This is a genomic window from Bacteriovorax sp. PP10 (assembly GCF_035013165.1).
Taxonomy (GTDB): Bacteria; Bdellovibrionota; Bacteriovoracia; order Bacteriovoracales; family Bacteriovoracaceae; genus Bacteriovorax; species Bacteriovorax antarcticus.
In genome coordinates this window covers 1,858,195-1,878,179 of sequence record NZ_JAYGJQ010000001.1, presented here as the reverse complement: position 1 = coordinate 1,878,179, position 19,985 = coordinate 1,858,195, and the positions used below count along the sequence as shown (strand labels likewise).

Here is a 19,985-nt window from a genome sequence, read left to right as displayed (position 1 = left end):
AATGTTTCTTGTTGTGGTTGGAATTAAATCTAAATGTTCAGGAGCTAATTTATGTCAATGAAAATAGGAAATGATGACGATGATTCAGATATCGTAGCAGAAATCAACATGACTCCCCTAATCGACGTCATGCTTGTTCTTCTGATTGTATTCATGGTTTCTTCAACGGCCGCCCTTGAATCGGGAATGGACATTGAACTACCAAAGACTGCACTAACGAATGAGAAAAAAGAAGCTGAGATCCTGGTTATCTCGCTTGGAAAAGATGGGAATGTGGCCGTTCAAGGTAAAAAAGTTTTACCGGCAGACATTACAAGACAGATCGCCAGTGATCTAAAAACTCTAAAAACTGATTCAGTTATTTTAGAGGGTGATACTGGAGCAAACCTTGGACGTGCAGTTGAGTTGATGGACATGGCGAAAGTCGCTGGTGCAAAGAACTTCTCAATCGCGGCAGAAGAAGGCAAAAAGAACTAATTTGGACTGTATAATATGTGGGTGCGCTGATGATACCAACACTAAGACCGATAAAAGTTAACGAACATCGAGGCAAGATTGCCGCGAAGTTAGTGTTACCGGCACGACATTATCACAAAGATAAGTCGAATCATGATTTCATTAAAAAAGCGATCATGGCCAGTCTCTTTCTTCACGCTGCGATCTTCATTATAAAAACTCCTGAGCACGTCGTGCCGGTGGTTGAAAAAGAAAAGCTGGCTTCTATTAAGATGAATTTTATTACGCCTCCAGAGTCGTATAAAAGAGAAAAGAAGATAGCTGAAAAAATTGAAGCAGCAAAAGTTGCAACGATGACTGACCCTGGGGTTAAAGTCGTGACAACTAATGAGTCCGGAAAAACCGGAGACCCAAAACAGGCACTGGACCAGAAAGTTCAGAAGTCTAAAGCGGGTTCAGCGAAAAAAGGACCTCTATCGAGTCCTAACGTTGCCGGGGCCACAGGCCTGGGTGATTCAGCTGCCAAAGGATATGAGTTCAAAGGAAAGGGACTTAAGGCACTAATGGGAAATAGTGCGACCATGACGATCGCTGCAGGTGCCGGGACTGAGGGAAGTCGCGGATTAACAAGTGGTACCGGTATTGGAAACAAGGGTTCTAATTTAACTGGTGACTATCGTGCCCCTGCCGGAATCGGTGATGGTTCAGGACATCTACTAGGAAAAGACGCTGTCGGAAACTACGACCGCTCAACAACGACTCGTGGACTTGCGAATAAAAAAGGTATTGATACCGCTTTCGTGCAAGCAGATACAGTCGTCATGGGATCGATTGAACCTGAATTGTTAAGAAAGATTTTACAAGAGTATTTACCGCAATTTAAATTTTGTTACCAACAGGAGCTTCAAGAGCACTCAGAAAAAATTAAAGGGATTGTAGACCTGAATTTTAGAATCGAGGGTGATGGAAAAGTTTCTACGGTTAACATTAAGACAGCAGCGACACAATTTTCTCCTAAAGGGGTTTCTTGTATGTCGAATATCTTACGAATCATCGACTTTCCAAAGCCTAAGGGTGGTGGTCTGGTTGACGTAAGACAGCCGCTGAATTTCTTCTCTGAAAGTACTAAGATCTAATCAAGAGGCCCGCTTAAAGCGGGCCTTTTTTTATTCATTTGAAACAATTTATTAAAGTGAAAGTGTCGAAACTGCTCTACCATTACTCGTGTTATATCCAGAATTTGATAAAACATTTCCAATGGCCTGAGACACACATACGTTTTGTGCCCCGTAATCAAACGCAACTTGAGGTTTTAAATAATCACCAACCACAAACTGTCCTTGCTCACTTAAAAAAGTTACAGGCACTGTTGATCTTTGAAAGTTAGAGTAGTTCACGTTAATCACAACATCAGAATAATTGTATTCGTATTCTTTTTTAAGACCATTGCGACCATTATAAGTTCCCCATCCAGTAATCTTAGCTCCATTACCTGCAGAATCAATATGGTTTGCTTCCCATCCAAAGCTCTTTTTCTCTAACTTATCACCAAGGACACATTTAAAATTTGGAACTTTAAGAGATTGAGAAATCGGTTTAGGTACAACTCCTACAGGAAGAAATTTATTCATATCTGCTTCTACAATAGATTGATTAATTAACTGTTCATTACTGTTTATTTTCACAGATTTAGAATTGTAATTAATTTTTGAGTTTTGAATTACAACTCCATTTCCAAGTGTAAAAGTCGGCATAATAATTTCTGAATCAGTAATTACAACATCGTTACCAAGGTAAGTATTATACTGATAAAGCTTAGAATTCTTTACTGTTACGCTATTACCAATCGTAATTTCATTTCTTAGTTCAGCAAAGTTTGTATTTTGGATTTTTGAATTTTCTCCAATTCTGATAACTCTTTTGCTGTAATCAGAAGCTGGTTGATAATTAAATGAAACGTTTTCTAATACTGAGTTTGCTCCTAATTTAAGAGGAAATCCTATAAGACTTGTAATATTTGGAGAATATCTACCTGGATTATAAGTGTTTACAGCATTCACATTGATGACTTTTGAATTGTCACCTAACTCAGACTCTTCAAAAATCGTTGTGTTTAAAGAAATAAAAGCACTCTCACTTACGATAGCTCTTGGGTGATATAATCCCCCACCATTTTTATGCACAAGCCAGTTGAAAGTTGCAGATGGAGCTCCATAACCTTCATTTCTATTTTCAATCTCTACGATTGAAGCATAAAAGTTAGTTAACTTCTTTTGCTCATCATCCGTTAGTTCACGGTAAATTCTTTTTACCTGATCATTATAAAGGTTTAAGTAAGTATTTAATCCTGTTGTGTACTTTGCAATTGCTACAAAGTTAATCCATCCACGATCATCTGCAATTGTTGTTAATCTTTCATGAATTAAAAGCATTGCTTGGTCACGAAGGCTCAACTTTAAGAAAAGTGGCTTCACGATGAATGTATCGTTTCCTCTTGTACAAGCGGCCTGCTCTACTTTAGCTCCAGAAGGAATTGTATAGATAGGTCTTCCAGCGAAACAATACTTATTCATTTCTTCAGCTGAAGGTAGTCCGTAAAAGCGAAGGTTCGTTCTCTTATCTAGCAGCTGATTTAAAATAGCATTGATAGCACTTTGTCTTGCTGCAAATTTTGAATTGATGTTTTCACTTACAGATTTGTAAATTGCAATCGTTTGATAGATGCGTGGGTTTAAAAGTTGAAGAAGTGGCCCTTCTCCAGATTGTGTTGAAGCGTCTGCATCGATGAATGGATCAGCTAATACAACTGAATCATCTGGAAGAACGATAACGTCTGCACGTGTTTTAAGCTTTGGCCCTGTCAGACCAGCAAAGACTGAAGTGCTAATGAAAGCAGCAATCACCATTACTGAAATTTTAGTCATTTTCATTGGTATCTCCTTATATAAATAACGACACAATCATTAACAAAGCAAAATGGTCTGGCAATACTCAAGGCTTTAGGAATACAAATAACGCAAATATTTAAGTTATTATTAATAAAGAAACAAGACGCAGATAGTGCTGACTAAAGTGTGGCATTTTTCAATTACAGCGAATTCTGTCGAATATAATTTTTTTTACAACCTGTTCCAAATCAGTTCCCTCGCCCTCATTAATCATTAGAATGAAGTCATGAATTATTTTTACGAGGATAAATTATGGCCCTGGTTTCGAACGCTTTAGAATGTGTCTCAGTTATTAAATCTGGCGACAGTGTCTTTCTTCACTCAGGAGTTTCAGCTGCTCAATTATTATTAAAAGCAATGGTCGATCGCGCTCCCGAACTTCGCGGTGTTAAAACTTATCAAATCCACACAGAAGGGAGTGCGGCCTACGCGCGCGAAGAGTATAAAGATAGTTTTCATGTTCACAATTTTTTCAACGGTGCCAACATGAGGAAAGAAGCAAAAAATCTTTCCGCTCTCTACATACCTATTTTCTTAAGTGAAATACCTTTGATGTTTTATAACGGCATCATCAATCTTGATGTGGCCATCATTCAAGTTTCTCCTCCTGATGTTCATGGAATGTGTACTTTAGGTCCTTCCGTCGACGTCTCAATTTCTGCGGTGAGAACTGCTAAAGTGATCATCGCGCAAGTCAATAAGCAGATGCCTCGCACCTTCGGGGACTCTTTGATTCATATTTCTAAAATTCACTCTTACATAGAAGTAGATGAACCTATTCACTGTGTAGAAGTGAGAGAAAGCACTCCTTGTGAAATGCAGATTGGTCACAATATCGCTTCTTTGATTGAAGATGGTGCCACTCTCCAACTGGGAATTGGTGCGATTCCAAATGCTGTATTGAAAAGTTTATCGAACCACAAAGATCTTGGTGTTCACACTGAAATGTTTTCTGATGGTGTAATCGAACTCTACCATCGTGGTGTGATTAATAATGTTTTTAAGAAAAAGCACCCAGGAAAAATTGTTTCAAGTTTTGTTATTGGCTCACAAAGAGTTTACGACTTCATTGATGATAATCCATCAGTTCTTTTACTCGACTGTGCTTACACAAATAGTGCCCACGTCATTGCTCAAAATCCAAAAGTGACGGCCATCAATAGTGCCATTGAAGTCGATCTCACAGGACAAGTTTGTGCTGATTCTATCGGATCAAAAATTTATTCTGGTATTGGCGGGCAGATGGACTTTATGAGAGGGGCAGCTCTTTCAAAAGGTGGAAAACCAATTATTGCTCTTCCATCAATGACTGTAAAAGGTGCCACTAAAATTGTTCCATTCTTAAAACCTGGTGCGGGAGTTGTCACAACTAGAGCTCACGTACACTACGTTGTCACCGAGCATGGTGTGGCCCATTTATATGGAAAGACATTATCAGAGCGTGCACTGGCCATGATTAATATCGCGGCCCCAGAGCACCGTGAAGAGCTTCAAAAACAAGCTTATGAATTATTTAATTAAATTATCTAGGTAAAAACTCAAATTCAACTTTGCCGTCTTTGTTCATAACAAGGATGGCATCGAATGGTTTCCCAGCTTTAGACTTAAAGCCTTTAATCACATCCGTTTTCTTTTCTTTCATGAGTTTCTTCACTTGAGACTCAGACAGCTTCTTCTTCGCTACCACTTTCCAGATTGTGAATCCACACCCTTCTTTCCAGCGAGAGCAGCTATATGATTTCGGGAAATCTTTTATTTCAGCACCACAAACCGGACAAGGCCCGAGATTTGAAACTTGCGCTTCAACTTTCGGCCCGTAAGTTTTTCCACCATAAGATTTAGGATTTGTTACATCTCTTGCGATCCCTTCAGTTGCTTTCCACTCTAGAGTAGCGCTATTGATGAAATCGTTGATGTTATCCATAAACGCTAAATCGTCTGTCTCACCTTCTGCCATGCTTTGAAGAGACTGCTCAAGTTTTGCTGTCTGAGAGACGCTTGTTAGTCCTTTCGTCGTAGGCATGTCATTGAGACGGTCTACAAGAAGCATTCCTTTGTCAGTTGCATTCAGGTTTTTACCAGAGCGATTAACGTAATCTCTCTTTAATAGAGTTTCAATAATCTGAGCACGTGTTGCCTGTGTCCCAAGACCAATTTCAGTCCTGAAGATCTTTTTCAAATCAGACTCAGTCACAAGCTTTGCTGGATTCGTCATATCATAAAGAAGTGAGGCTTCAGTGTATTCAAATGGAGGTTTAGTCTTTTTTGATTCAACTTCCCCACTCTTTAAAATCCCAACTTCATTTAATGCTAATTCAGGAAGCAGTTCTTCACGATCTGATCCTTCTAAAACTTTAAACCCCATCTCTAAGATCTTTTTCCCGCGAGTCATGAACTGATTTTTTTCACATTCAATCTGCACATCTGTTTCAAGATAGCGGTGGTTTTCTAAGAAGTTTGTAATGAAGCGTTTTAAAACTAAATGATAGATTTTTCCTTCAGGAGAATTCTCATCACCATTAAAATCTTTTAGTGGAATTAAACCGTGGTGATCCGTAAGTCTTGAATCATCAAACACAGTTTTATTTTTAGCGCTGACTTTAAAAGCAGCGAACTTTTCAAAATGTTCAGGATAAAGTTCTTTAAATTTGTAAACCAGACCTTTCACCATATCAAAAGACGATACGGCCATAACTTTTGAGTCAGTACGAGGATAAGACAGGCACTTATACTTCTCATAAAGAGTCTGGGCAATTTCCAGCGTTTTTGTCGCTGAAAAACCGTAGAGAATGTTTCCCTGACGTTGAAGCTCTGTCAGTGAGTATAATCCCTGTGGATACGACGTCTTTTCAGTTTGGTTTAAAACCTTAATGACAGCGTCTTTCTGATGAAGATTTTTTAAAAGTTCATCAAACTCGGCGCGTGTATCTTTTCTCTTTAGATCTTCTTTCTTCTTTGGATCGAACCAATAAGCCGAGACATCGCCATGCTTGAATTTAAACTTTGCTTTGAACTCGAAATAATCAACGGGAACAAAGGCATCAATCGCCTTTCTTCTTTCAACTAACATGGATAAAACAGCCGTCTGAACTCGTCCCACTGAAAATAGATCATTCAACTTAAGCGTAGCTAACCTAGAAAGATTCATCCCTACTAACCAATCGGCCTTTTGACGAGCTCGACCAGCGATAAAAAGACGATCGTAATCTTTTAGCGGTTTAATATTTTTAAGTTCAGTATGAATTACATCTTTCGTAAGAGCAGCTGATGTCCAGAAACGGAAAGCTTTAAGTTTTGATTTCCCATCATTTAGAATCAAACGAGCAATCAACTCTCCTTCGCGTCCAGCATCGGTAGCGACAATCAGACGATCAAGGTCCGTTCGCTTTAATAAACGCTTAATCACATCAAGTTGTTTTTTAGTTTTTGGCTGGGCCTTGAATTTAAACTCTTCAGGTAAAATAGGAAGAGTGTTCAAGTTCCACTTTTTATATTTCGGATCGTAATCCTCAGGATCAAAGGGAGCTAATAGATGACCAATGGCCCAAGTGATAACGTAATTCTCATTTTCAATAAAACCGTCTTGACCAGCACTGCCTCCGCCTAGAGCGAGAGCAAAGTCACGAGCGACTGATGGTTTTTCTGTGAGAATTAAGGTTTTCATCTTCATATATTAGAAGAAGCTATACACGTAGGCAAAAAAAAAGGGCCAGAATAAATCTGGCCCTTTTTATTAATTTTCTAATTTAAAAAATTATAGTTCAGCTGCAGTTGGCTTGTACCAGCAAAGAGGGCGCATACCTAATTCGTATCCATCTCTCTTTAAACAAACACCTTTTAGTGCATCTTTTCCATCTACATCGTCAGAGATCGCTTTATCACAAAGAGATCCTTGGAAGTAAGTGTCTAGACGACATTGTGCTGCTGGGTGGTTGTCGTTAGTTCTAGCAACTTTAGACGTATCTGGAGTTGTGAACTTTACGTTTGAGTTTCCACCTAGGTCACCAAGAAGCATAGCTAGTGATTTACCTGCCATCGAGATTCTTTCGCAAAGAGCGATATCAGAAGCTGATTTGTAGATAGATTCACATTTTGTAGTCGCTTCAGCGTCAATTTCCATTTTTGAAACGATTGCAATGTTGTCATCGTTTTCAAGAACTCTTCTCATACATTTTAGACCAGCGAAGTAGTCAGCTTGACCTTCGTTTGATGCCCATGCAGATCCGAATCCACCTTTTCTAGGAGCTCCACCAATGTGGTGACCTAGTTCATGACATACTACCATCATGAATCCATCAACAGTAACTAGAGGGTGACGTGCAAGACCTCCGTACATGTTTACTTGCCAGTTTTTTCCTGACTGTTGAGCAGACGCGTTAACTGTAGCGTCATCCCATCTGTTGTTCATGATAAGCTTTCCGCCTTTTTCTGCAACGATTGGCTCGTACACAGAAGACACTCTACCAACAGCTGCAAGGAACATTTCCTTCGTCATGTTGTTAGAAGCTTTATCACCTACTTCAATTCTACGATTATTTTCTGGAGCAAATCCACTATTAGCTAGTGAATCGCAAGAGAAAGCCTGAGAGAAAGTCAAAGTTGTCGCCATCAAAGCAACTAAAATCCCTTTTGTCATATAAAGTCCTCCGTAACAAATATTAGGAATGTGTTAATTCTTGCTATTTAATTACGTGTTGAAAAATAAATTAATCTTTCATTACCTGACATTTCTTGACGGGATCTCTCAGAAATATTTTTTCATTGGGGAAAAACGAAAACGGGACCCCTTGAAGGAGTCCCGTTGTCAAATTTTTGGCGCTAAGTTTTAGCGAAAAAAGTTATTTTTAGATCAAATTAGATCTCGTTAGAACCTGGTTTGTACCAGCAAAGAGGACGAACACCTTGAGCGTATCCATCTTTTTTAATACATGTTCCTGGGATTGCATCTGTTTTTGAAACGTCTTCTAGGATTGATTTATCACAAAGCATTCCAGCGAAGTATGTATCAAGACGACATTGAGCTGCAGGGTGAGCATCATTTGTTTGTCTTACAGTTTTTCTATCAGGTGTATTGAAGTTTACGTTTGAGCTTCCACCAAGTGATCCAAGAAGTTGTCCAAGAGACTTTCCTGCCATAGAAACACGTTGGCAAAGAGCTACTTCAGAAGCTGATTTATAGATCGACTCACATTGCTTTGTAGCTTCTGCATCGATTGTCATTCCAGCAACGATAGCGATGTTATCGTCGTTTTGAAGAACTCTTCTCATACATTTTAAACCTGCGAAATAGTCTGCTTGTCCTTCGTTTGAGGCCCAGTCAGTATTTCTTCCGTATCTTGGAGCTCCACCAATGTGGTGACCAAGTTCATGACAAACAACCATCATGAAACCATCGTCAGTTGTAAGCTTATGGCGAGCAAGACCACCGTACATGTTTACTTGCCATGTAGATCCTGTCTGTTGAGCTGAAGCGTTTACCGTTCCGTTTGCCCAGTTATTGTTCATAACAAGATTTCCACCCATTTCTTTAATGATTGGAGCGTACACATCAGACACTCTTGTCGTGATTGCATTGAATTTTTCTTCAGTCATATCACCGGCCATTTTATCGCCAACTGAAATGTTTAAATTGTTTTCTGGTAAGAATCCAGTGTGTCCTTTGCTATCACAAGCAAAAGTAACTGATGAAAGTGACATTGATAATACTGTAAGGGCCAAGATAGATTTTTTCATTATGTCCTCCGTAACGTGTATGAAATTAAAATCGCATAAACAATCCTCACACGATCTTGATAATTTGAGACAAAATAAATCTGTCAAATTCTTGCAGAGAATCTGTTTACACCGCTGACTAAATTACTTTAGTTTTCTCTCAGCTCACTTTAGTTTTTTTAAAAACTCACCTATCATCTATGCCATGACAAAAAATATTCTTCTAATGTTCGCTTCAATACTTCTTTCTTTTACAGCACTCGCTGAAGATCAACGTGCATGGAATGCATCTCTTGGTGCAGGTGTCGCCTTTAGAAAAAATCTACGCGTTGGAAACACTTATGAAAATATGGATAAGAGTTATGTAGTAAGACCAATTCCTATTATCCAGGCCAGCTATGGAAGATTTTCATTGGGAGTTCAAGGAATTTCTGTACTCGCTTTTGGAGATCATACGGCGAATGTCAGTGCTTTCATAAAACGAGATGGCGACCGCTATCACGGACTGGGAATGACTCCAAGAAAAGACTCAGTCTTTGTCGGGGCAAGTGCTAAATTTGCTAATTATGGATTCACTCTTTCTCACGATATTAACGGACGCTCGAAAGGATATATAGCGACTGCGAATTATGCAAAATTCTTCCCTGTTTCAGAAACATTGATCCTGCGTGCAGCTCTTAGTTTAGATTGGTTAGATGATAAGTACGCTGAGTACTACTATGGAGTAAGATCACACGAAGTCACAGCTTCAAGACGCGAGTATCATTTGAATAATTATTTTCTTCCGGGTATGGCCATCATGCCTATCATCCAAATTTCAGAACGATCTTCAATCGTCACTGTCATAAGTTCAAAAATTCTTCCAAAAGAAGTGAGTCAATCACCGACGATGAAAGGATCAAGATTTGAATTTGGTGGGATTCTTTCTTACAGCTATAAACTATAATTATTTCTTCGTTACAAGATTTTCAATTTCCGCCACGATCTTTCTATAGGTCGGCAATTGATAGCGCTGTTTTAGATATTTCAGAATATTCGTGAAATTGTCTAAATCGTTGTGCTCTAAAATACATGTGGCGAAGTCTTCAACAACCACAAAAAATACGGCCATCGGAGAAATACCTGCAGTTAAGGCCTCTGGAAAACCTACACCATTTGAAACACCATGGTGTTGCTTAATAATGATGTCGACACCCTGAGGAAGTCTTGGGTAAGTTTGAGCAAGAAGAGCTGCTTTGTTGGCATGATTTAAAACAGAGTCGCGCTCTCTCGGAGAAAGGTTTGCTTTACGAAGTCCTTCAAGATCCATGATCTTTAAAAGCTTTTCATCTTCTAAGTAAATATCGTGGAAAAAACTCACCATCGAAATTTTTTCTAACAAACTTGCCTGCTGGTCACTGCTTCCCCATTCCATCTTGGGCATAAGTGCGTGGGCCATAAGACATATAAGGTAAGAGCGGCGGTATGAATAACTTAATTGATTATCTAAAAGTTTGCGAAGAAGACTTCCCAACTTATCAGTCTTTGTAATCTGCGCCCTCATTTGATGAACAGTCTGATCAACCATCGCGATACAAGTCGTGCTGATTCCCAGAGATTTAATCAACTCACTACTAATGACGAAAGAGTCACCTGTCATCACAACAGCTTCATCCATCGTGTGTGGTGCACGTAAATTTCTTAGAGATTGAGTTAAGAGTCCATTCATGAAAAGCTCACGCTCTTCTTTTAAGATATAAAATTCCTGCAGTCCCAGGTCTTCATACTTATGTAAATCGTCCTTAGTAAAACTCTCGCCAAAGTGCAGGCGTTTTACGTACTCATCACCGGTTTTTTTCACCAGCTTAATGTAGACATCACATGGACATAAAGTCATAAGATAAAAATATTTAGTTTGAAAAGAAACGTAATCCGGAAGTTTCATGTGACTGAAATCTTCTTTTTTTAGATTAAGCGCTTTAAGCACCAGACGATTTAACTCTTCAATACGTAGACGGTCTGAAACCATCGCATATTTTTTGTAAGTGTGCTCGAATTCCCCGATAACAATCAGCGGAGTTGTTAAAGAGTTATCGTAAATGACGTTTAAAAAGAGCGCTGCAATCTGCTCAATTGGGTGTTCTACTGTTTCCAGAGAACTATTCCTAACGACATAAAGATCGTAATAATCGCCTTTTTTCACAGACTCAATAGCTTCTGACCCACTCTTAAAATGGACAATTTTGGCCCCGAACTCTCGTTCGAGGTTCTTCGCTATTACATCGCCTACTGATTCATTTGGTTCGACTAAAAGTATCTTTAATTCCATACCGTTAATATTAAACCAAAACTAAAAAAAGTGTTGAAATGGGTAAAATATGTTTTTGCAACTAACTTGCAAACTCCCGCACTTCCCTATAGTATAAACCTAATATTGAGGTGCATATGGGGATATTAAATCCAAAAAAAGACCTAGAAAGAGATGCTTTGTGCATCAAACTTCTTAAAGACAAAGGACTGTCAGTGACGGCCCCGAGAAAAAGTATTTTGGGTCTCTTACTAAAAGAACATGGTCCGTTTTCAGCAGAAGAAATCCTGAAAAAATTGCCAAAAAATTCTTGCGACCAGGCCACGATCTACCGCTGCCTAAATCAATTTGTCGAAGTCCAGTTAGTGAATACGTCATTTCTTGAAAAAGACATGGCCCATTTCGAGTTTAACGATCCTCACCACCACCATCACCACATCATTTGTAAAATTTGTAAAAAGATCGAATCTTTTCATGAGTGTTTAATGGAAAAAATCGAAACGAATCTTCAAAAGAAAGGTTACAGAGATATTCAACACAGACTGGAGTTCTTCGCAGTATGCGAGTCTTGTTCTAAAGGATAAAATCATGAAAAAATTTATTGCTGCCTTATTTGTTGTCATCATGACAAACACTCTCTTCGCTGCTGAAGTCCCTTGGGAAACACTAAAGTCATTAGACTTCGACACTAAAACTAAAAAAAATGTTATCAAACCAGAACTACAAAAAATCTTAGGTAAAGAAATCAGCATCAAAGGGTTTATGATGCCGCTTGATTACGAAGCTAAGGAAGTGGTGGAGTTTTTATTCATGCCATACGTGCCTGCATGTATGCACGTACCACCTCCACCAGCTAATCAACTTGTCCTGGTAAAAATGAAAAAAGGCGCAAAAATTAAGCCTTCATTCTATCCTATCGAGCTTACGGGAACGCTCGCTGTGGAAGCGAATGCTGACCTTGAATCTTCTTTTAAAATGGAAGGAATCAAAATCAGAGAACTAAAAGATTTTACACCGCCGCCTACCGCGGCACCAAAAGGAGTTCACCCGTGAAAAAAATGTCCTTAATTCTCTCAACACTACTACTATCTTCAGTTGCTCTAGCAGCAAGTCACCATGATCATGCAAAAGGTCTTGGCGCTCATGAGCATGGGGCCATCAAATTAGGAATGGCAGTCGAAGGAAAAACGATTGACTTAGACCTTGATGGGCCAGCAGAATCATTTTTTGGTTTTGAATATACGCCTTCTACAGCTAAAGAAAAAAAGGCCTTTAATGATGCCGAATCTCTTTGGACTAAAGATCTTTTAACAAAATTATTTGTTCTTGATAAAAAACTAGGATGCACATCATCTGAAGTTTCTTTCAAACAAGAAATTGACGAAGAAGAGACAAAAGAAGCTCAAGCGAAATTAAAAAAAGGTGAGAGAAAAGAATCTGGAATCCACAGTGATGTTGAAGCAAAAGCTAAAATCATCTGTACTCAAGATTTAAAAGGTCAAACTGTTGTTGTTTCATTAAAGAAGAGCTACCCACACATTAAAAAACTCTCTATTGATCTAGTTGGATCAGAAGTTAAGTCTATTAATGCTAAAGCAGTTGAAGAAGTTAAACTATAAATTTTAGAAGTACAAAATGACGAAAGCTATCAGTCTTAAAAAGTGTCTTTTTTCTTATAATCAATCTCACAAGCTGGTCATTAATATTGACCAGCTTGATATTGAAAGTGGCGAGAGGGTTTTCCTCTACGGCCCTTCAGGTCACGGGAAGAGTACCCTACTCAATCTTACCGCCGGTGTTTTAAAAGCAAATTCTGGTGAAGTGACAGTGTTGGGGCAAGACCTGACGAAACTCACGCAATCAAAACGCGATCACCTTCGTGGAGAAAAAATCGGATACATCTTCCAGATTTTTAATCTAATTCCTTATCTGACAGTAAAGGAGAATATCGTTCTTCCTTGTTTGATTAATAAGAAGAGAGCGCTGGAAGATTACGATAAACAAGCTGAGGAATTAATCGACTCCCTTGGGCTTCGTGAACACATCAACAAAAAAGTCACAGACCTCTCAATCGGGCAACAGCAAAGAGTGGCTGCAGCACGAGCTCTTATCGGTAATCCTGAAATGATTATCGCTGATGAGCCCACAAGTGCTCTCGATGAAAAAAATACACGCGAATTTATGGAACTTCTAATGAGCGTTTGGGAAAAGAAAAAGTTTACACTTATCTTTGTTTCTCATGACGAACGTTTAAAGTCTTACTTCTCCAGAACAATTTCCCTTCCTGAGATCAACCACCATGATTAATTTTTTAACTTATAAATCAATTAAAAATAGAAAATTCACCAGCTTTCTTTGCGTTCTCTCGATTGCATTGTCAGTGACATTGTTTTTAGGAATTGAGCGTATCAGAAACGGTGCCCGCGATGGATTTACTAATACTATTAGTAAAACGGATTTAATCGTTGGTGCAAAAGGTGGCCCGTTACAGCTGCTTCTTTATACTGTTTTTCATATTGGTGGTGCCGTCAACAACATCAAAATATCGACATATAATGATATTAAGGCCAATCCACAGGTGGAATGGACCATTCCTATTTCATTAGGGGATGCATACAGAGGTTTCAGAGTTGTCGCGACTGATGAGAACTTTTATGAACACTACCGCTTCAGAGGAGATCGCAAAGTCGAAATTTCTGAAGGTGGACGCGTCCCTACTGATACATTCGATGTTGTGATTGGATCTGAAGTCGCAAAAAAGTATAAGCATAAAGTTGGAGACCCGATTGTTATCTCTCACGGTCTTTCTGCTGAATCGATTCTTTCTCACGACAATACACCTTTTAAAATTGTAGGGATCATCTCTCCTACTCAAACTCCGATTGATACTGGGGTCTACATCACTCTTCAAGGGATGGAAGCGATCCACTTTGGATGGGAGACAGGTATGCCAAGTGGAGAAGCGATTAATCCTGATCGATTCAAAAAAGAAAACATCGAAGTGACTCAGCTGACTTCTTTTATGGTGAAACTAAAGTCGCGTATCGCAGTTTTGCGTATGAGAAGAAACATTGATCAATACGAAGCTGAGCCGGTTATGGCCATCATCCCTGCTCTTTCATTACAAGAAATGTGGGAGACGATTGGTTATGTTGAACAGATTCTTTTCTTAGTAAGTTTATGCGTTCTTTTAGTAGGTGTAATGAGTATTCTTATTTCACTTTATACTTCTATCAATGAAAGAAGACGTGAGATGGCGATTTTAAGATCACTTGGAGCAAGTGCCCGCCATATTTTCTTACTTCTGATTTACGAATCAAGCTTCCTGGTTTTAATGGGATGTATTTTAGGTGTGCTATCAATGTACGGACTTTTATACTTCGTTTCTCCATGGCTTGAGTCAAACTTTTCAGTGTATTTACCAATCGAAGCTCTATCAAAAACAGAGTGGATGTACCTTGGTGCAATTTACGTTGTAGGAACTCTTGCCGGATTAATTCCAGCGATAAAAGCTTACTTAAATTCGCTTCAAGATGGGTTGACTATTAAACTATAATCTTTAAACTTTATTTATGTTTGAAACTTTTAAAGATCTATTTAAATTCCTGGGCCGCCATAAAAAATGGTGGCTCTTACCAATCCTCGTATTTTTGATTTTATTTGGTGCCTTGATTATTTATGCTCAAGGAACTGCCGTTGCACCATTCGTTTATACATTCTTTTAGAAAGGTTCGTTGAAAGGCGAAATTTCTTGTTTCATGACCATTGTAGATTTGACTGATCTGAAATGAGTATGGAGTCTGTCTCTGCCAAAGAGTCTAAAAAGAAGTGCGATAGGAGTAAACACTAAGAAAAAAACGAGTGTAAAGAGAATCGTACTGTTGATTCTCCCCAGAACATTGCCGATTTTTATCCAATACTCTCTTGGTTTGATAAGAGAATTTGGAACTAACATGCCTAAGATAAAAACGGCTGCTGAAACACTTACAGGATAAGGATTCATCGGATGGTTCTTTAAAGCTGGGATTCCCCAACCAATTAATAAAAAACCGCCTGCAACAATTAATGCAAAAACTCTTAAGTCTTTTTTAGAAGGTGCTTTTCTAGTCTTCTGCATAAGCGCTCTCCCATTTAGTATCTAAAACAGATTGGGGTTGATTCGTTTTTACAATCAGAACATTTTCTAAAATAAGTGTATCCATATCTGTGGTCATAAAACACTTTAATGCTTCTAAAGGCGTGCATACGACAGGCTCACCTCTGACATTAAATGAAGTATTGATAAGGACAGAGCAACCAGTGGCCTTCTTAAAAGCAATCAGAAGTTCATGTAAACGAGTATGGATATTTCGATCTACCACTTGAAGTCTTGCTGAACCATCTACGTGAGTGATCGCTGGAAGGTTTTTAGTTTTTGTTTGCGTAGTAAAAAGCATATAAGGACTCTCATCGCTTTTTTTCCAGTCAAAATACTCTTCTACATCTTCTTTCAAAACGATAGGAGCGAAAGGTCTGAATGACTCTCGTTGTTTAATTTTTAAATTCATTACAGACTGCATATCTGGGCTTCTTGCATCTCCAATAATTGATCTGCATCCTAAGGCACGAGGACCAAATTCCATACGGCCTTGAAAAAATCCTACGACTTTATCTTTTGTCAGGTGATCTCTTACTAAAACTTCATCCAACTCCATTGAGGTTTGAAATTCCGTAAACTTAAAATTATATTTATTCAACATGCGCTTAATTTCGAGAGAGGTAAATGCCGGGCCTAGAAGTGAGCCTTGTTGAGCATTTTCTAAAACAACTCGCTCGTGTTTTAAATGGTAATGGTAATAGGCCAGAGCACAACCAAGTGCGCCTCCTGAATCACCTGAAGCTGGCTGAACCCAGATCTTGTCAAAGAGACCGGATTTTATGAGTGCACCGTTGGCCACACAGTTCAATGCCACTCCTCCGGCCATGACGAGATTTTTTTGATTCGTCATTTTTTTTACGGCACGAGCAAGATGAATCACTACTTCTTCAGTGACTGCTTGAATTGAAGCCGCCAGGTCTTTGTGAAATTGAGTAATAGGATCATTGCTTCTTCTCGGGGGATTGTTGAAAAGTTCAACAAAGTCTTCCGTGTACATTCCAGTTTCTGAAGTGAAATTGAAATATTTTAAATTAAGCTGGAAACTTCCATCTTCAAAAATAGCGATGACTTCTTTTAGGATTAAATCCTTAAAGATTGGTTTTCCGTAAGGAGCAAGACCCATCATTTTATATTCGCCAGAGTTTACTTTGAATCCCAGAAAGCCTGTGAATGTTGAGTAAAGCAGACCCAATGAATGTGGGTATTGGATTTCAAATAATGGTTTAATGTCGTTTCTATGTCCTACCCAGGCGCTGGTGCTTGCCCACTCTCCGACTCCGTCAATGCAAAGGATAGCTGCGCTTTCATAAGGAGATGGGAAAAAGGCCGAAGCTGCGTGTGAAAGATGATGCTCACTGAAAAATAATGGTGGGTGTTTTCCAGTCGTAAACTTTTTTAGTCCGTCTTTTAAAAGCTTTTTGAAATAGATTTTTTCTTTTATCCATAAAGGGATTGCTCTTAGAAAAGACGGCAGTCCTGATGGAGCACTGGTGAAATAAGTTTCAAGTAAGCGATCGAACTTCAAGATGGGTTTGTCATAGAAGACGATTGAGTGTATGTCAGTCAGCTTTATATTGGCTTCGTTTAAGCAGTAATTGATTGAGTGTTCAGGGAAAGAGCTGTCATGCTTTTTTCTGGTGAAGCGTTCTTCTTCTGCGGCCGCAATGATTTGGCCGTCTTTAAGTAAAGCGGCCGCAGCGTCGTGGTAGAAACATGAAATGCCCAGTGTATACATATAATTTTCTATCGAAGAGTTGTAATCTTTTAAGTCTATTACTCATAATTGCAACTTACAATAAATAAAAACTCAGTATACATTTTCATCAATTCTATTTAAAATTATTTTATGCAATACCTGACTCTACTTTTTTCTCTTTTATTGAGCTACGTTTCATTCGCGCAGGAAAATTCACCTTCCAAACTGCCTATTATTGAGAACCACTCTACATATACAGTCCGCGGCTACACAATTGAAAATTCTTTTTACACCCAACAGCCACCGCTCCCTCGTGACTATGGTCTCAGTATCGAATATTCAATTAATACTTTTTCCCCATTTACGACGACTCGACATATCTCAAAAGTGGGTAATGAAGTGACCTTTGATGTCACATATGAAAGTGCAGAGTTAGGATTGAGAAAAATCCCAGCAGAGTTCATTCCAAAACAACCTAGTGAGCATCTTATAGTTGCCGGTGACTCAAATACATTCGGTGATGGTGTTTCAATTGAAAACACGCTTCCAGTTCTGCTATCACAAAAAATCCCCGGCACTCGCCCCTATAATTGGGGCATCAGGGGGGCAGGGCCAAATAATACATTGGCAATGATGGAATTTCTTCCATGGGAAAAGACGATCCATGAGTCGAGAGGAACATTTATCTATAATCATTATGATTTTCTTATCGAAAGAGTCATTGGATTTAAAGACTATATTCAATGGTCAGAAGGAAAAAGTCCTTACTACAACTTAAATGATAAAGGAGTTGCAACTTATCAGGGAAATTTTAACACACGCTTTTTAACCAGAATTTTTCAGGTAATGAATTATGTAAAATGGATTAATAACCTCTTCCCTATTTTACCTCGTCCTCGCTACCAACACACAGTCATTCTAGCGAAGGTCTATTTAAAAATGTTTGAAGAGTATAAAAAGAAATTTCCTGAAGGGAATTTCTTGGTGGCCATCAATTATAACTTTCACTGGCCACTACCTGGAAGACTGGAAGACCTACAAACAGAACTGAAAAAAAACAAAGTCCCTTTCGTCGTTATGCCCTTTGTAACTGACGATGAGAAATATCTTTTAAAAGACCTTCATCTAAATCCCAAAGGACACCAACTTGAATTAGATATTTTACTAAAAGTCCTTCCTCTTAACAAAATAGCTCGCCAACCAAACATAAACTCCACTGATTACGATAAGGTGAAGAATTTGCGGTAATACACTCACTGCAATCGGCTCCCCAATCAATAAACTAGAAGAAATACTGTCTAAAAAAGACGCTCTTGGAAAAAGGAAATAAACCAAAATCCCAGCTAATTTAAATCCACTGAAATTTAAAAACAATTCATTGTATGGAACTGTGCTTAGACTTGAATAAGCTGCTGCTGCCGCTAAACAACTTGCAAACGTCGCAAATAAGGCTCCGATCTTGTTAAGCAATAGTGAAAAGAAGATTGAAATAAAAATAACCAATAACAAGTAAATACTTAGAACTAAAAAGCTGTACAAATGTCCTGTGGTAAAAATGATTTTCTTAAATGAATAAGAAAACAAAAGCGCCGATAAAATATAAGAGTAAGCATAATAAGCAAGTACAAGTAACCAAGTCCCTAATACTCTTACGAAGAAGTATTCAATACGGCTAATTGGAAACGACAGGTATTGATAAATTATGTTGTTTTCAAAATCAGATCTAAAAACACTCACACCAAAAATCGCAGCAACGATAAAATTGATACTGTTAATAATTCTGAAGTTTAATGAAAGGATATTAACACCCGTCATGCTTAAGGCCTGGTCTCCACCCATTTGAGTCGATACAGCGCCAATAATAAGGTTTGCCAGTAAAATAGATAATGTCGTCGCCACGAAAATGAAAATCAACGTTTTACTTCTGATTTCTTTTAAAACGGTATCAACGATAAGTGCTTTGTATTGAGCTTTCATTATTGTGCTCTCCCTTCATTAACGGTTCTGTAGAAAAAATCATCCAGTGATTTTTCTTTTTCTAAAACGGAAGCAACTGATCCCGCAAAGAGAAGTTTACCTTTGTTTAAAATAGCAATCTCATCACAAATCTGCTCCATTTCCAGAAGGATGTGTGAGTTAATGAACATTGTCTTACCTTGTTCTTTTAATTTTTTGATGATTTCTTTCAAGTCTCTGATCCCGATTGGGTCTAATCCTGAAAAAGGTTCATCTAAAACGATCAGGTCATTGTTACCGATAAGAATGCTAGCTAACCCCACTCTCTGCATTTGCCCTTTAGACATTTTAGAAAGTTTTCTGTTAGCAAGGTCGCTGATTTGAAGTTCTTCTAAAGCAGAGTTCACTTGAGCTGTAAGTTCAACCCCTTCGATGCCTTTCATTTTTCCGAAGAATTCTAAAACTCCTCTTGCTGTGTAGAAAGGAAAGAAGCTGAATTTTTCTGGAATGAAGGCCACGCCCATTCTTGAATTTTTATCGTTAACATTCAGGCCATTGATTTCAATTGATCCTGAATCAGTGTGCATAAGATTAAGCATAAGTTTAACTAAAGTCGTTTTACCAGCTCCGTTGGGTCCAAGAAGAGAAAAAACCTTTCCTCTTTGAATATTAAGACTGATGTCTGTCAAAGCGAAGTCTGGGCCGTACGATTTTGAAATATCCTTAATTTGAATAATATCCATTAAAACCTCTGTATAAGAGAAAAAATACTAGCTTCTATGTTATTCTTCC

20 protein-coding genes are annotated in these 19,985 nt (G+C 38.5%); 11 read left to right on the top strand and 9 right to left on the bottom strand.

Going from position 1 to position 19,985, the window contains the following annotated elements; translation table 11 throughout:
- Positions 1-51 precede the first annotated feature (51 nt).
- Both SHI21_RS09230 and SHI21_RS09225 read left to right on the top strand, forming a co-directional pair.
- Positions 52-477 (top strand): ExbD/TolR family protein, encoded by a 426-nt coding sequence (locus tag SHI21_RS09230; RefSeq protein WP_323576076.1) that lies wholly within the window; start codon positions 52-54, stop codon positions 475-477.
- A 29-nt stretch (positions 478-506) separates the two neighbouring features.
- Positions 507-1,592 carry an AgmX/PglI C-terminal domain-containing protein gene (locus SHI21_RS09225; protein WP_323576075.1) on the top strand — a complete coding sequence of 362 codons (1,086 nt, stop codon included), beginning with the start codon at positions 507-509 and terminating at the stop codon, positions 1,590-1,592.
- 51 nt (positions 1,593-1,643) lie between these two features.
- Here the strand turns inward: SHI21_RS09225 and SHI21_RS09220 are convergent, their stop codons facing one another.
- Complete coding sequence (locus SHI21_RS09220; RefSeq protein WP_323576074.1) at positions 1,644-3,386, bottom strand: hypothetical protein; 1,743 nt, start codon at positions 3,384-3,386, stop codon at positions 1,644-1,646.
- Between the two features lie 270 nt (positions 3,387-3,656).
- Between SHI21_RS09220 and SHI21_RS09215 the strand changes: the two genes are divergently transcribed.
- Entirely contained in the window at positions 3,657-4,925 is a 1,269-nt protein-coding gene (locus SHI21_RS09215; RefSeq protein WP_323576073.1) for an acetyl-CoA hydrolase/transferase family protein, read from the top strand.
- 1 nt (position 4,926) lies between these two features.
- Here the strand turns inward: SHI21_RS09215 and topB are convergent, their stop codons facing one another.
- The 3 genes from topB to SHI21_RS09200 all read right to left on the bottom strand — a co-directional run bounded on the left by topB (position 4,927) and on the right by SHI21_RS09200 (position 9,137).
- Positions 4,927-7,068 (bottom strand): type IA DNA topoisomerase, encoded by a 2,142-nt coding sequence (gene topB / locus SHI21_RS09210; protein WP_323576072.1) that lies wholly within the window; start codon positions 7,066-7,068, stop codon positions 4,927-4,929.
- A gap of 90 nt (positions 7,069-7,158) precedes the next feature.
- Complete coding sequence (locus SHI21_RS09205; protein ID WP_323576071.1) at positions 7,159-8,040, bottom strand: hypothetical protein; 882 nt, start codon at positions 8,038-8,040, stop codon at positions 7,159-7,161.
- Positions 8,041-8,258: 218 nt separating this feature from the next.
- A complete protein-coding gene (locus SHI21_RS09200; RefSeq protein ID WP_323576070.1) occupies positions 8,259-9,137 on the bottom strand; it encodes a M48 family metalloprotease in 879 nt (292 codons plus the stop codon).
- 184 nt (positions 9,138-9,321) lie between these two features.
- Here SHI21_RS09200 and SHI21_RS09195 point away from each other — a divergent pair, with 184 nt between their 5' ends.
- On the top strand, positions 9,322-10,062 hold the full coding sequence (locus SHI21_RS09195; RefSeq protein WP_323576069.1) for a MipA/OmpV family protein: 741 nt from the start codon (positions 9,322-9,324) through the stop codon (positions 10,060-10,062).
- Here the strand turns inward: SHI21_RS09195 and SHI21_RS09190 are convergent, their stop codons facing one another.
- Positions 10,063-11,424, bottom strand: coding sequence for a response regulator (locus SHI21_RS09190; RefSeq protein WP_323576068.1), 1,362 nt, complete (start codon positions 11,422-11,424; stop codon positions 10,063-10,065).
- Between the two features lie 116 nt (positions 11,425-11,540).
- Here SHI21_RS09190 and SHI21_RS09185 point away from each other — a divergent pair, with 116 nt between their 5' ends.
- Genes SHI21_RS09185 through SHI21_RS09160 form a run of 6 tightly spaced genes read left to right on the top strand, consistent with a single transcriptional unit; the run spans position 11,541 to position 15,128 of the window.
- Positions 11,541-11,987 carry a Fur family transcriptional regulator gene (locus SHI21_RS09185; RefSeq protein ID WP_323576067.1) on the top strand — a complete coding sequence of 149 codons (447 nt, stop codon included), beginning with the start codon at positions 11,541-11,543 and terminating at the stop codon, positions 11,985-11,987.
- Between the two features lie 4 nt (positions 11,988-11,991).
- Complete coding sequence (locus tag SHI21_RS09180; RefSeq protein WP_323576066.1) at positions 11,992-12,456, top strand: DUF3299 domain-containing protein; 465 nt, start codon at positions 11,992-11,994, stop codon at positions 12,454-12,456.
- A 5-nt stretch (positions 12,457-12,461) separates the two neighbouring features.
- Entirely contained in the window at positions 12,462-13,022 is a 561-nt protein-coding gene (locus SHI21_RS09175; protein ID WP_323576266.1) for a ZrgA family zinc uptake protein, read from the top strand.
- A gap of 16 nt (positions 13,023-13,038) precedes the next feature.
- Positions 13,039-13,710 carry an ABC transporter ATP-binding protein gene (locus SHI21_RS09170; RefSeq protein ID WP_323576065.1) on the top strand — a complete coding sequence of 224 codons (672 nt, stop codon included), beginning with the start codon at positions 13,039-13,041 and terminating at the stop codon, positions 13,708-13,710.
- Positions 13,703-14,959, top strand: a complete 1,257-nt coding sequence (locus SHI21_RS09165) for an ABC transporter permease (protein WP_323576064.1) — start codon at positions 13,703-13,705, stop codon at positions 14,957-14,959. The genes SHI21_RS09170 and SHI21_RS09165 overlap by 8 nt, the downstream gene beginning before the upstream one ends.
- A gap of 16 nt (positions 14,960-14,975) precedes the next feature.
- Positions 14,976-15,128, top strand: coding sequence for a DUF5989 family protein (locus tag SHI21_RS09160; protein ID WP_323576063.1), 153 nt, complete (start codon positions 14,976-14,978; stop codon positions 15,126-15,128).
- On the opposite strand, the gene SHI21_RS09155 is transcribed toward SHI21_RS09160, so the two are convergent.
- A complete protein-coding gene (locus SHI21_RS09155; protein WP_323576062.1) occupies positions 15,125-15,520 on the bottom strand; it encodes an SxtJ family membrane protein in 396 nt (131 codons plus the stop codon). The two genes, SHI21_RS09160 and SHI21_RS09155, sit on opposite strands and share 4 nt — an antisense overlap.
- The gene (locus tag SHI21_RS09150) at positions 15,507-17,276 is read right to left on the bottom strand and encodes a carbamoyltransferase family protein (RefSeq protein ID WP_323576061.1); all 1,770 of its coding nucleotides are present in this window, start codon (positions 17,274-17,276) and stop codon (positions 15,507-15,509) included. The genes SHI21_RS09155 and SHI21_RS09150 overlap by 14 nt, the downstream gene beginning before the upstream one ends.
- A 111-nt stretch (positions 17,277-17,387) precedes the next feature.
- Between SHI21_RS09150 and SHI21_RS09145 the strand changes: the two genes are divergently transcribed.
- Complete coding sequence (locus SHI21_RS09145) at positions 17,388-18,485, top strand: hypothetical protein (protein WP_323576060.1); 1,098 nt, start codon at positions 17,388-17,390, stop codon at positions 18,483-18,485.
- Here the strand turns inward: SHI21_RS09145 and SHI21_RS09140 are convergent.
- On the bottom strand, positions 18,402-19,214 hold the full coding sequence (locus SHI21_RS09140; protein ID WP_323576058.1) for a hypothetical protein: 813 nt from the start codon (positions 19,212-19,214) through the stop codon (positions 18,402-18,404). The genes SHI21_RS09145 and SHI21_RS09140 overlap by 84 nt on opposite strands.
- Entirely contained in the window at positions 19,214-19,936 is a 723-nt protein-coding gene (locus tag SHI21_RS09135) for an ABC transporter ATP-binding protein (protein ID WP_323576057.1), read from the bottom strand. The genes SHI21_RS09140 and SHI21_RS09135 overlap by 1 nt, the downstream gene beginning before the upstream one ends.
- Positions 19,937-19,985: the final 49 nt, after the last annotated feature.

What these genes read in the sequence shown, in the direction of transcription:
- SHI21_RS09195 (WP_323576069.1), top strand. Translation starts at nt 9,322, where the DNA reads ATGACAAAAAATATTCTTCTAATGTTCGCTTCAATACTTCTTTCTTTT.
- SHI21_RS09175 (WP_323576266.1), top strand. Translation starts at nt 12,462, where the DNA reads ATGTCCTTAATTCTCTCAACACTACTACTATCTTCAGTTGCTCTAGCA.
- SHI21_RS09185 (WP_323576067.1), top strand. Translation starts at nt 11,541, where the DNA reads ATGGGGATATTAAATCCAAAAAAAGACCTAGAAAGAGATGCTTTGTGC.
- SHI21_RS09135 (WP_323576057.1), bottom strand. Translation starts at nt 19,936, where the DNA reads ATGGATATTATTCAAATTAAGGATATTTCAAAATCGTACGGCCCAGAC.
- SHI21_RS09205 (WP_323576071.1), bottom strand. Translation starts at nt 8,040, where the DNA reads ATGACAAAAGGGATTTTAGTTGCTTTGATGGCGACAACTTTGACTTTC.
- SHI21_RS09140 (WP_323576058.1), bottom strand. Translation starts at nt 19,214, where the DNA reads ATGAAAGCTCAATACAAAGCACTTATCGTTGATACCGTTTTAAAAGAA.
- SHI21_RS09215 (WP_323576073.1), top strand. Translation starts at nt 3,657, where the DNA reads ATGGCCCTGGTTTCGAACGCTTTAGAATGTGTCTCAGTTATTAAATCT.
- SHI21_RS09160 (WP_323576063.1), top strand. Translation starts at nt 14,976, where the DNA reads ATGTTTGAAACTTTTAAAGATCTATTTAAATTCCTGGGCCGCCATAAA.
- topB (WP_323576072.1), bottom strand. Translation starts at nt 7,068, where the DNA reads ATGAAAACCTTAATTCTCACAGAAAAACCATCAGTCGCTCGTGACTTT.
- SHI21_RS09180 (WP_323576066.1), top strand. Translation starts at nt 11,992, where the DNA reads ATGAAAAAATTTATTGCTGCCTTATTTGTTGTCATCATGACAAACACT.
- SHI21_RS09220 (WP_323576074.1), bottom strand. Translation starts at nt 3,386, where the DNA reads ATGAAAATGACTAAAATTTCAGTAATGGTGATTGCTGCTTTCATTAGC.
- SHI21_RS09225 (WP_323576075.1), top strand. Translation starts at nt 507, where the DNA reads ATGATACCAACACTAAGACCGATAAAAGTTAACGAACATCGAGGCAAG.
- SHI21_RS09150 (WP_323576061.1), bottom strand. Translation starts at nt 17,276, where the DNA reads ATGTATACACTGGGCATTTCATGTTTCTACCACGACGCTGCGGCCGCT.
- SHI21_RS09230 (WP_323576076.1), top strand. Translation starts at nt 52, where the DNA reads ATGTCAATGAAAATAGGAAATGATGACGATGATTCAGATATCGTAGCA.
- SHI21_RS09165 (WP_323576064.1), top strand. Translation starts at nt 13,703, where the DNA reads ATGATTAATTTTTTAACTTATAAATCAATTAAAAATAGAAAATTCACC.
- SHI21_RS09190 (WP_323576068.1), bottom strand. Translation starts at nt 11,424, where the DNA reads ATGGAATTAAAGATACTTTTAGTCGAACCAAATGAATCAGTAGGCGAT.
- SHI21_RS09170 (WP_323576065.1), top strand. Translation starts at nt 13,039, where the DNA reads ATGACGAAAGCTATCAGTCTTAAAAAGTGTCTTTTTTCTTATAATCAA.
- SHI21_RS09200 (WP_323576070.1), bottom strand. Translation starts at nt 9,137, where the DNA reads ATGAAAAAATCTATCTTGGCCCTTACAGTATTATCAATGTCACTTTCA.
- SHI21_RS09145 (WP_323576060.1), top strand. Translation starts at nt 17,388, where the DNA reads ATGCAATACCTGACTCTACTTTTTTCTCTTTTATTGAGCTACGTTTCA.
- SHI21_RS09155 (WP_323576062.1), bottom strand. Translation starts at nt 15,520, where the DNA reads ATGCAGAAGACTAGAAAAGCACCTTCTAAAAAAGACTTAAGAGTTTTT.